The organism is Asticcacaulis sp. (assembly GCF_051956075.1).
Lineage (GTDB): Bacteria > Pseudomonadota > Alphaproteobacteria > Caulobacterales > Caulobacteraceae > Asticcacaulis.
In genome coordinates, this window is sequence record NZ_JBQCGA010000009.1 from 87,876 (window position 1) to 98,709 (window position 10,834).

General features: G+C 63.3%; 7 protein-coding genes. 5 read left to right on the top strand and 2 right to left on the bottom strand.

The window, feature by feature from the left end:
- The first annotated feature begins 11 nt into the window (after positions 1 to 11).
- The 4 genes from gyrB to ACTHLA_RS02760 all read left to right on the top strand — a co-directional run bounded on the left by gyrB (position 12) and on the right by ACTHLA_RS02760 (position 3,657).
- Positions 12 to 2,474, top strand: coding sequence for a DNA topoisomerase (ATP-hydrolyzing) subunit B (gene gyrB, locus ACTHLA_RS02745; RefSeq protein ID WP_440185157.1), 2,463 nt, complete (start codon positions 12 to 14; stop codon positions 2,472 to 2,474).
- A gap of 97 nt (positions 2,475 to 2,571) precedes the next feature.
- The gene (locus tag ACTHLA_RS02750) at positions 2,572 to 2,844 is read left to right on the top strand and encodes a type II toxin-antitoxin system ParD family antitoxin (protein ID WP_440185160.1); all 273 of its coding nucleotides are present in this window, start codon (positions 2,572 to 2,574) and stop codon (positions 2,842 to 2,844) included.
- The gene (locus tag ACTHLA_RS02755; protein WP_440185163.1) at positions 2,841 to 3,134 is read left to right on the top strand and encodes a type II toxin-antitoxin system RelE/ParE family toxin; all 294 of its coding nucleotides are present in this window, start codon (positions 2,841 to 2,843) and stop codon (positions 3,132 to 3,134) included. Before ACTHLA_RS02750 ends, ACTHLA_RS02755 begins: the two co-directional genes overlap by 4 nt.
- The gene (locus ACTHLA_RS02760) at positions 3,124 to 3,657 is read left to right on the top strand and encodes an NUDIX domain-containing protein (protein WP_440185165.1); all 534 of its coding nucleotides are present in this window, start codon (positions 3,124 to 3,126) and stop codon (positions 3,655 to 3,657) included. The genes ACTHLA_RS02755 and ACTHLA_RS02760 overlap by 11 nt, the downstream gene beginning before the upstream one ends.
- Positions 3,658 to 3,819: 162 nt before the next feature.
- Here ACTHLA_RS02760 and purH read toward each other — a convergent pair whose 3' ends face one another.
- The gene (gene purH, locus ACTHLA_RS02765; RefSeq protein ID WP_440185168.1) at positions 3,820 to 5,433 is read right to left on the bottom strand and encodes a bifunctional phosphoribosylaminoimidazolecarboxamide formyltransferase/IMP cyclohydrolase; all 1,614 of its coding nucleotides are present in this window, start codon (positions 5,431 to 5,433) and stop codon (positions 3,820 to 3,822) included.
- Between the two features lie 106 nt (positions 5,434 to 5,539).
- Positions 5,540 to 7,825 (bottom strand): NADP-dependent malic enzyme, encoded by a 2,286-nt coding sequence (locus tag ACTHLA_RS02770; protein WP_440185171.1) that lies wholly within the window; start codon positions 7,823 to 7,825, stop codon positions 5,540 to 5,542.
- A gap of 282 nt (positions 7,826 to 8,107) precedes the next feature.
- On the opposite strand from ACTHLA_RS02770, the gene mutS reads away from it, so the two are divergent.
- Positions 8,108 to 10,819, top strand: coding sequence for a DNA mismatch repair protein MutS (gene mutS / locus ACTHLA_RS02775; RefSeq protein WP_440185174.1), 2,712 nt, complete (start codon positions 8,108 to 8,110; stop codon positions 10,817 to 10,819).
- Positions 10,820 to 10,834: the final 15 nt, after the last annotated feature.

The window sequence follows — 10,834 nt, forward strand, 5'->3', positions numbered from 1 at the left end:
GACACCTCCGCATGAGCGAAGACACGCCTGAGACCGAAACCGAAACCGTGCGCGAATATGGCGCTGATTCGATCAAGGTTCTGAAAGGTCTCGACGCGGTGCGCAAACGCCCCGGCATGTATATCGGCGACACCGATGACGGCTCCGGCCTGCACCACATGGTCTATGAAGTGGTGGACAACGCCATCGACGAAGCCCTGGCCGGACACGCCACGCGCGTCGAGGTGATCATCAATGCCGACGGCTCGTGCTCGGTCAGCGATGACGGGCGCGGCATGCCGGTCGATATCCACGAAGGCGAAGGCGTCTCCGCCGCCGAGGTCATCATGACCCAGCTCCATGCGGGCGGCAAGTTCGACCAGAACAGCTATAAGGTGTCCGGCGGCCTGCACGGCGTCGGCGTCTCGGTCGTCAATGCGCTTTCCGACTATGTAGCGCTGAAAATCTATCGCAATGGCAAGACCTATGAGGGCCGTTTCGAGCTGGGCGATACGGTGGAATCGATCCACGTCACCGGCGATGCGCCGATCCGCTCAGAGGGGCCGCGCGCGGGCGAGCCGCTGACCGGCACGGTCGTGACCTTCCTGCCCAGCCTGAAGACCGGCCCGGATACCGGCACCTTCGCCTTCATCGACTTTGACCGCAAGACGCTGGAACACCGCCTGCGTGAGCTGGCCTTCCTGAACTCGGGTGTGCATATCCGTTTCGCCGACTATCGCGAGGCCGAGCCCTACGAAATCATCCTGCACTATGATGGCGGTGTGATCGAATTCGTCAGGCACCTCGACAAGGCCAAGACCGCGATCATGAAGGAGCCGATCGCGGTGCGCGGACTGCGCGACAAGATCGAGGTCGATCTGGCCCTGCAATGGAACGACTCGTACCACGAGACCATGCTGTGCTTCACCAACAATATCCCGCAGCGCGACGGCGGCACGCACCTGGCGGCCTTCCGCGGCGCCCTGACGCGCGTCATGGGCCAGTACATGGACTCAAGCGGCGCGGCCAAGCGTGAAAAGGTTTCGATCTCCGGCGAAGACGCGCGCGAAGGCCTGACCTGCGTGCTGTCGGTGAAAGTGCCGGACCCGAAATTCTCGTCCCAGACCAAGGATAAGCTGGTCTCGTCAGAAGTGCGTCCCGCCGTTGAGGGCCTTGTCTATGACAAGCTGTCGCAATGGTTCGAGGAAAACCCCGCCGAGGCCAAACAGATCGTTTCCAAGATCGTCGAGGCCGCCGCCGCCCGCGAAGCGGCGCGCAAGGCGCGCGAACTGACCCGGCGCAAGTCGGCGCTCGACATCAACTCCCTGCCCGGCAAGCTGGCCGACTGTCAGGAACGCGATCCGGCCAAGTCGGAAATCTTCATCGTCGAAGGCGACTCCGCCGGCGGCTCGGCCAAGCAGGGCCGCAATCGCGAAAATCAGGCCATCCTGCCCCTGCGCGGCAAGATCCTGAACGTGGAGCGCGCGCGCTTCGACAAGATGCTGTCCTCGGACATGATCGGCACCCTGATCACGGCCCTGGGCGCAGGCATCGGGCGCGACGACTTCAATATCGACAAGCTGCGCTACCACAAGATCATCATCATGACCGACGCCGATGTCGATGGCGCGCACATCCGTACGCTTTTGCTGACCTTCTTCTATCGCCAGATGCCGGAAGTGATCGAGCGCGGCTATCTCTATATCGCCCAGCCGCCGCTCTATAAGCTGGCCAAGGGCAAGACCGCGCGCTACGTCAAGGATGACGGCGAACTCGACAACTATCTGATCGAGGAAGGCATTTCCGACGCCCACCTCGATCTGCGTAACGGCGAGCGCATCGCCGGACGCGATCTCGACGCCCAGGTGCGCGCCGCCAAGAGCTTCAGGGCGACGGTGGACCGCCTGTCGTCGCGCGCCCCGGCCTTTGCGCTGGAGCAGGCGGCGCTGGGCGGCCTGTTTGGCTCTAAACCCGATCTCGTCAAGGTGGCGGCGCGTCTCGACCGTCTCAACCAGGACGGCGACGGTCCATGGTCGGTCGAAGCGGGCGTGACCGGTCAGGGTGGCTACGTCTTCTCGCGCACCCGCCGCGGCGTGACGGAAAAGATCGTGCTCGACGACGCGCTGCTGCATGCGCAGGACGCGCGCCGTCTCGGCGAACGCGCCGATACGCTGGGCGACCTTTACGACCAGCCGTCGATCTTTACGCGCAAGGAAAAGCCGACCGATATTCGCGGCCCGCTCGACCTCGTCGCCGCCGTTCTGGACGCCGGCCGCAAGGGCATGGCCATCCAGCGCTACAAAGGCCTTGGCGAGATGAACGCCGAGCAGCTCTGGGAAACCACGCTCGACAAGGACGCGCGCACCCTGCTTCAGGTCAAGGTCAACCATGCCGACGAAGCCGACGACATGTTCGCCAAGCTGATGGGCGACCTCGTCGATCCGCGCCGCGACTTCATTCAGGAAAACGCCCTCGACGCCGAGGTGGACGCTTAAGGGTCATCGCTAGACTCATGAGATTGCAACGCGCCCCGTCAAGTGATTGGCGGGGCGTATCCTTTATGATAATAATTATCATCAGGAGGTGGCCGCCATGCCCTCAAGCTATGCGCTCGGCGCACATTTCGAAGCCCTGATGGACGACCTGATCGCATCGGGCCGCTATAACTCCAAAAGCGAAATCCTGCGCGACGGTTTGCGCATTATCGAGGAACGCGAAAGCCGCCGTCAGCTTGAACTCGACGCCTTGCGCAAGGCGATACAGGACGGCATCGACAGCGGACCCGGTTTGCCAGCGGATGAAGTGTTCGGTCGATTGAAAGCCAAGTACAAGGCCATGGCGGACGCGCGGAAAAAGTCGGCGTGAAACTGGTCTTTTCCCGTCTGGCTGAAGACGATCTCGAACAGATCGCCGATTATATTTCGATTGATAATCCGGACCGCGCCTTCAGCTATATCAACGAAATTGAAGCGCACTGTGAGACATTGCTTATGGCGCCCCAGAGCGGTACGCGACGCGATGATCTGGCGCACGGTTTGCGATCCGTGCCGCATGGCGCTTATATTATTTTCTATAGAACTGCTTTCGAAGACTTGCGTATTGAGCGAGTTCTGCATTCCGCGCGGCATTTTCCGGCTATCTTCGATGATCAATAAGAGTTTGCAAGCCTATCTCGCCCGTTATCCGGATGAAACCGATACCATTGAACGCGCCCTGGCGGCCTTGCGTGACACATCCGGGGATGTTTATGCGCGATCCAGCTTTCCCGGCCATGTCACGGCTTCGGCGCTGATCCCGCAGGGCCCAACTCAACACATGGCCTTACTGACCATCTGGCATCCGCTGATCAGGGCGTGGATTCAGCCGGGCGGGCATGTCGATCCGGGCGAGACGCCGGTTGAGGCCGCCTTACGCGAGGCCGCTGAGGAGATCGGCTTCACCTGCGAGCTGATGCAGGACGATGATCTGCCGTTCGATATCGACTGTCATCTGGTTCCCGCCAATCCGAAAAAGGGCGAGCCGGAGCATTACCATATCGACTTCCGTTATCTGATGCGGCCTGTGGCCCCGGCGGGCGAGCCGGAACTGGCCACCGCCTGCATCCCGCTGGCGCATCTCGGCGTGGAGTCGCCGTCTTTGGCGAGATTGGCGCAGAAGATGATAACGGTGGTATTTTAAAGCTTGCGACCTGCGCTCAGAGGTGTAGGCTCATGGTCACGGGTCAAGGCCCGTATTCACTCCCCGAACTGTGGTTCAGGGCTTAGGCACAGGCTCATGTGCCAAATATGAAAAGGCCCCTCAGGCGACTGAGGGGCCTTCATTATTTCCGCTTAATCAGAATTAATGCCGGAAGACGCGCGTACCGGTGAAGACCATCGCGATCCCGGCTTCGTCGGCGGCGTCGATCACCGCCTGATCGCCGATCGAGCCGCCCGGTTGAATCACCGCCGTCGCGCCCGCCGCGACCGCTTCCAACAGGCCGTCAGGGAAGGGGAAGAAGGCTTCCGACGCGCAGGCCGAACCCTTGGCAAGGCTCTCAGACAGCCCCAGCTTTTCAGCGGCCTCGGCGGCGCGCAGGGAGGCGATGCGCGAGGAATCGCGGCGGTTCATCTGGCCTGCGCCGATGCCGACCGAACGGCCTTCCTTCGCATAGACAATGGCGTTCGACTTGACATGCTTGGCGACGGTGAAGGCGAACAGCATGTCCTCGATCTCGGTCGGGGTCGGCTGGCGCTTCGTCACCACCTTGAGGTCGGCAGCGGCAATGCGTGCCGTGTCACGGCTCTGGATCAGCATCCCGCCCGCCACTGAGCGGAAGACCTCGCCCTTGGCCAGCGGATCGGGCAGGGCGCCGGTGACCAGAAGGCGCAGATTCTTCTTGGCAGCGAACACGGCGGCCGCGTCGTCATCGACTTCCGGCGCGACCACGACCTCGGTGAAGATCTCGACGATCTTTTCGGCGGTCGCCTTGTCGAGGCGGCGATTGAGCGCGACGATGCCGCCAAAGGCCGAGACGGAGTCGCATTCCAGCGCGCGCTGATAGGCGGTGATCAGGTCGGGGCCGGTCGCCACGCCGCACGGATTGGCGTGCTTGACGATCACGCAGGCCGCCGAGGACGCCGGGTCGAACTCGGCGACCAGTTCGATGGCCGCGTCGGTGTCGGCGACATTGTTATAGCTGAGTTCCTTGCCCTGAAGCTGCTTCGCCGTGGCGACGCCGGGACGGTCTTCCGAAGTGCGGTAGAAGGCCGCCGACTGGTGCGGATTTTCGCCGTAGCGCATGGTTTGCAGACGCGCGCCCGCAATCGTCCTGCGTTCTGGATACGCGTCGCCCAATTGCGCCGCAAACCAGGTCGAAACGGCGGAATCGTAGGCCGCCGTGCGCGCAAACGCCTTTGCCGCCAGCGATTTGCGCAGGGCCATATCGGTCGCGCCCTTGGTCTTGATCGCGGCCAGAACCTCGTCCATGCCCGCCTTATCGACGCAGATCGCGACGTACGGGTGGTTCTTGGCCGAGGAGCGGATCATGGCCGGGCCACCGATGTCGATATTCTCGATGGCGGCTTCAAAGGCGCCGCCGCCCGCCACCGTCTTCTCGAAGGGGTAGAGGTCGATCCAGACGATGTCGATGGGCTGGATATTATGGTCGCTCAGCGCCCTGGCGTGGTCCGGCGCGTCGCGATAGGCGAGAAGCGCGCCATGCACCATCGGGTGCAGGGTCTTGACGCGGCCGTCCATCATTTCCGGAAAACCGGTTATGTCCGCCACATCCCTGACCGGCAGGCCCGCCTTGTCAATGGCGGCGCGCGTGCCGCCGGTCGAGATCAGTTCGACCCCGGCGGCGACCAGAGCCTGCGCGGCTTCGATCAACCCGGCCTTGTCGGACAGCGATATCAGCGCACGCTTTGGGGTGACGAGATCGGCGGCGGGGGGAAAGTCGGGCGCGGCGGGCATGGCGAAATCCGTAAACTGACAGGGAAGGAATGCCGCGCGGTTTACACGACCGACCCGGCTTTGCCAACCTTTCGGGAGCGTTTCGTCGCCCTCGCCGCCGCGAGACTTAACCGCGCGTATTGGTGGCGCGCACGTCGTAGGCGGCGAAGGTCGCCATGGTCAGGATTTTCGACACCGAATCCGACAACTGACAGATCTGCACCGGCTTGGAGAGGCCCAGCAGCAGCGGGCCGACCACGGTGGCCCCGCCCAAAGCCTCGATCAGCTTGGTCGAGATCGAGGCCGATTGGATGGCGGGCATGACCAGCACATTGGCGGGCGCGGTCAGACGCTGGAACGGATAATTGTCCCAGCGCGCCGGATCGAGCGCCACGTCGGGCGGCATGTCGCCCTCGAACTCGAAATCGACGCCGCGTTGTTCCAGCAGGGCGACCGCCTGCTTGACGCGCGCCGAACGCTCGCCCGACGGATTGCCGAAGGTCGAATAACTCATAAAGCCGACGCGCGGCGTATGGCCCATGGCGCGCACCGCCATCGCCGCCTCAACCGCGATGTCGCCCAGTTCCTCGGGCGACGGCGTTTCGGCGACCGTGGTGTCGGCGATGAACAGGGTGCGGCCCTTGGCCAGCACGATGGAAAGGCCCATGATGCGCCCGTCCGGCGCCGGATCGACGACGCGCAGCACGTCGGTCAGCGCTTGGTCGAAGGCGCGCGTCACGCCGGTCACCATGCCGTCGGCGTGGCCCGACACCACCATGGCGGCGGCGAAGGAGTTGCGGTCGAGATTGATCAGGCGGTCCACATCGCGCTTCAGATAGCCGCTGCGTTGCAGGCGCGAATACAGAAGCTGGGAATAGGCGGCGTTGCGGTGTGACAGACGGGCATTGATGATCTCTATGCCCTCTTCGGTCGGGTCGATGCCCGCGGCACGCATATTGTCCTCGATGAGGTTTTCGCGGCCGCACAGGATCGGCGTGCCCAGACCTTGCAGCTTGAAGGCGTGCGCGGCGCGGATGACGCGGATGTCCTCGCCCTCGGCGAAGACGATGCGGCGCGGCGCGCGTGAGCGCACGCTTGAGGTGATGTTCTGCAAAAAGCCCGCCGACGGATCGAGACGCTGCTCAAGCCGTTTGCGATAGGCGTCCATATCGTCGATCGGCTTGCGCGCCACGCCTGTGTTCATGGCGGCCTGCGCCACGAAGGGCGGCACGTACCAGATCAGGCGCGGATCGAAGGGCGAGGGGATGATATAGTCCTTGCCGAACTTCAGGTGGCGGCCCTGATAGGCGGCGGCGACCTCGTCCGGCACGTCTTCACGCGCCAGTTGCGCCAAGGCGCGCGCGGCGGCCAGCTTCATATCGTCATTGACGCGGCGCGCGCGCACATCCAGCGCGCCGCGGAAGATGTAGGGGAAGCACAGGACGTTATTGACCTGATTGGGATAGTCCGAGCGGCCCGTGGCGACGATGGCGTCCGAGCGCACCCTGGCCACCTCTTCCGGCGCGATTTCCGGGTCGGGATTGGCCATGGCGAAGATGATCGGGTTGGGCGCCATGGTGGCGACCATATCCGGCGTCAGCACGCCCTTGGCCGACATGCCCAGGAACACGTCCGCGCCGACCATGGCTTCGGACAGGGTGCGCTTGGGCGTATTGGTGGCGTGGACAGACTTCCACTGATCCATGTCGATCTGACGGCCTTCATAGACGACGCCGTGAATGTCAACGACCGTAGTGTTCTCCTTGCGCACGCCCAGAGCCTTGACCAGCGACAGGGAGGACAGGCCCGCCGCGCCCGCGCCGCACAGCACGACCTTGATGTCCTCGATCGCCTTGCCGGTGATTTCCAGCGCGTTGATCAGGCCCGCCGCGCAGATGATGGCCGTGCCGTGCTGATCGTCGTGGAAGACCGGAATGTCGGCCATGTCCTGCAGAGCCGATTCGATGATGAAGCATTCCGGCGACTTGATGTCTTCGAGATTGATGCCGCCAAAGGCCGCCGTGATGTTCTTGACGACCGTGATGAATTCGTCGGGGTCTTGCGTCGCGACCTCGATATCGAAGCTGTCGATGTCGGCGAAGCGCTTGAACAGGACGCTCTTGCCCTCCATGACCGGCTTTGAAGCCAGAGCGCCCAGATTGCCGAGGCCGAGAATCGCCGTGCCGTTCGAAATCACCGCCACCATGTTGCGTTTGGCGGTGTAATCATAGGCCGCGTCAGGGTTCTCAGCGATTTTCCGCACCGGCACGGCGACGCCCGGCGAATAGGCCAGGGCCAGGTCGCGCTGCGTCGCCATCGGCTTGGTGGGCGCGAGCGCAATCTTCCCCGGTTGCGGATACTGGTGCAGATTAAGCGCTTCTTCGTCGCTGAAGGTCTGTTTTTCGGTCGGCATTGGCTGATGACTTTCACTCGGGGCCGGTAGAGTCCGGCTCATGATTTTGTATGATAATAACGGGCGTTTTGCGGCTAAGTCTTAGAGCAAGATCAAGGGGTTATAAAGGCACTAAATCTTACAAAAGGTTTCTTTTACCGCCCGTTCAAGACCAAACCTTCCCTAGAGGGAATTAAATTGTCTTACAAGTCTTGCGGCGCGCATTCTCTCCCCTGTGTTTTGCACATATTCCCTATGGCGCGCCCCTTTCCGTCAAGGTTAACACAGGTTAACGTGACGCGCATGAACGCTTCGCAAACCCTCGCTGAACCCGTCCTCGATCTGGAAGGCGCCACGCCCGTCATGGCGCAGTACCTGCAAACCAAGGCGCAGCACCCTGACGCGCTTTTGTTTTTCCGCATGGGCGATTTCTACGAGCTGTTCTTCGAGGACGCGGTGACGGCGGCGCAGGCCCTGTCGCTGGCCCTGACCAAGCGCGGCCAGTTCAAGGGCGAGGACATTCCTCTGGCCGGGGTGCCGTTCCACGCCGCCGACGCCTATATCGCCAAGCTGATCCGGCAGGGTTTTCGCGTGGCGGTGTGCGAGCAGCTTGAAGACCCGGCGGAGGCGAAGAAGCGCGGCTCCAAGTCGGTGGTCAAACGCGGCATTGTGCGCGTCGTGACGCCCGGCACCCTGACCGAGGAGACTCTGCTGGAAGAACGCGGCGCCAACCGTCTGGTCTCTATCGCATCGCGGGGCGGACGTGTAGCGCTGGGCATGGTTGAGCTGTCCACCGGCGATGTCGAAGTCGCCGAGATCGCGCCGGAGCAGATCCCTGCGCAACTGGCGGCTTTGCGACCGTCGGAAAGTCTGATTGCCGATCGGGTGTTGCAGGACGAAGACCTCTACGCGCAGGTCAAACTCTATGGCGGCGTGGTTCAGCCGCAGGCGCCGTCCCTGTCCGACCCTGCGGCGGGCGAGGCGCGGCTTTTAAAGCTTTACGGCGTGCAGACGCTTGACGGTTTCGGCGCCTTTTCGTCGGCGGAAATTTCGGCGCTTGGCATGCTGGCCGCCTATATCGACGTCACCCAGGCAGGGAAAATTCCGGCGTTGAAGCCGCCCGCGCGCGTCATTTCCAACAACCACCTCAGCATCGACGCCGCCACGCGCAATTCTCTGGAGATCGACCGCACGCAACAGGGCCGCCGCGAGGGCAGTCTGATCGCCGCCCTGGACGGCACCGTCACCTCGGCGGGCGGGCGGCTCCTCCTGTCGCGGCTGTCGCGGCCCTTAAGTCAGCCCGATCTGATCAACGCCCGGCTGGATACGGTCGCCTGGCTGATCGAGCGCCGCGATCTGCGTAACGCCTTGCGCCAGCAGATGCGCGCTCTTTCCGATCAGGCGCGCGCCCTGTCGCGTCTGTCGTTGAACCGCGGCGGGCCGCGCGATCTGGTGGTGATCCGCGAGGCTTTGGGCATCGGCGAACATCTCGCCGCCCTCCTGAACGACGCCTGCCATCAGTCGCATCCCGATCTGATCGCCTCATGCCCGTCCGAGATCGAGACCATCATGTCGGCCCTGATCCCGTCGCCGCCGCTCAGCGCCCTGCGCGACCGGCTGACGCGCGCCGTGGTCGATGAACCCTCGCTGTCCTTACGCGACGGCGGTTATGTCCGCGAAGGCTTCAGCGCCGATCTCGACGAAGCGCGCGCGCTTCGCGACGACAGCCGACAGGTCATTCTGGCGCTGGAGCAGAGGCTGGCCGCCGAGACGGGGATCGCCATCCGCATCAAGTTCAACAATGTGCTCGGCTATTTCATCGAACTGTCCAGCAAACTGGCCGAACAGCTACAGGCGCAGGATGCGCAAAAGCAATTCATCCACCGTCAGAGTCTGGCCAATCAGGTGCGTTTCGTCACCACCGAACTGGTCGAACTGGACGGACGCATCCAGCGCGCGGCGTCGCAGGGTCTGGCGCTGGAACAGGAGATTTTCGAGACCTTGCGCGATGAGGTCCGCGCCAACGCCGCCGGGATTCAGGCCGCGCACGACGCCATCTGCGCGCTCGACGTCGCCTGCGGCAACGCCCACTGGGCTGAAGACCATGACGCGACGCGGCCCGTCATTGACGATTCCACAGTTCTGGAGATTTCGAGGGGACGCCATCCGGTCGTGGCGGCGGCGCTGCGGGCGCAGGGCAAGCCGTTCACGCCCAACGATGTCGAACTGGACGCCTCGGGCGAAACCGCCCCGCGCCTCAGCCTCGTCACCGGCCCGAACATGGCCGGTAAATCGACCTATCTGCGGCAGAACGCGCTGCTGATCATCATGGCGCAGGCGGGTCTGTTCGTCCCGGCCAAGGCCATGCGGCTTGGCGTGGTCGACCGATTGTTCTCGCGCGTCGGCGCGGGCGACGATCTGGCGCAGGGGCGCTCGACCTTCATGATGGAAATGGTCGAGACCGCCGCCATCCTGTCGCAGGCCACGCAGCGCTCCTTTGTGGTGCTGGACGAGATCGGGCGCGGCACGGCCACCTATGACGGCCTGGCCATCGCCTGGGCCTGCACCGAGCACCTGCACGAGGTCATCGGCGCGCGCACCCTGTTCGCCACCCCTTATCACGAACTGTCCGATCTCGAACAACGTCTGGCGCATGTCAGCAATCTCAGCCTGACCGCGCGCGAACATAATGGCGAGCTGATCTTTCTGCACGAGGCGAAAAAAGGCGCCGCCGACCGCTCCTATGGCGTGCAGGTGGCGCGGCTGGCCGGGATGCCGGGCCATGTGGTCGAGCGCGCGCGCGACATTCTGCACCGGCTGGAGGCGGACAACCACACCGAATTGCGCCTCGACGACCTGCCGCTGTTTTCGCAGGTCGCGGCGCCCATAGCGGTCACGCGCGACCTTTCAAAGGCGGAAACCCTGCTCAAAAGTCTCAATCCGGACGATTTAAGTCCGAAAGAGGCTCTTGAACTCATCTATAATTTACACAAATTGGTTAAGGACGGGGGTTAGGTTTCAAGCGTCCTT

Bases quoted from the DNA above. Each gene is read 5' to 3' on its own strand.
- gyrB (WP_440185157.1), top strand. From the start codon at position 12: ATGAGCGAAGACACGCCTGAGACCGAAACCGAAACCGTGCGCGAATAT.
- ACTHLA_RS02750 (WP_440185160.1), top strand. From the start codon at position 2,572: ATGCCCTCAAGCTATGCGCTCGGCGCACATTTCGAAGCCCTGATGGAC.
- ACTHLA_RS02760 (WP_440185165.1), top strand. From the start codon at position 3,124: ATGATCAATAAGAGTTTGCAAGCCTATCTCGCCCGTTATCCGGATGAA.
- purH (WP_440185168.1), bottom strand. From the start codon at position 5,433: ATGCCCGCCGCGCCCGACTTTCCCCCCGCCGCCGATCTCGTCACCCCA.
- ACTHLA_RS02770 (WP_440185171.1), bottom strand. From the start codon at position 7,825: ATGCCGACCGAAAAACAGACCTTCAGCGACGAAGAAGCGCTTAATCTG.
- mutS (WP_440185174.1), top strand. From the start codon at position 8,108: ATGAACGCTTCGCAAACCCTCGCTGAACCCGTCCTCGATCTGGAAGGC.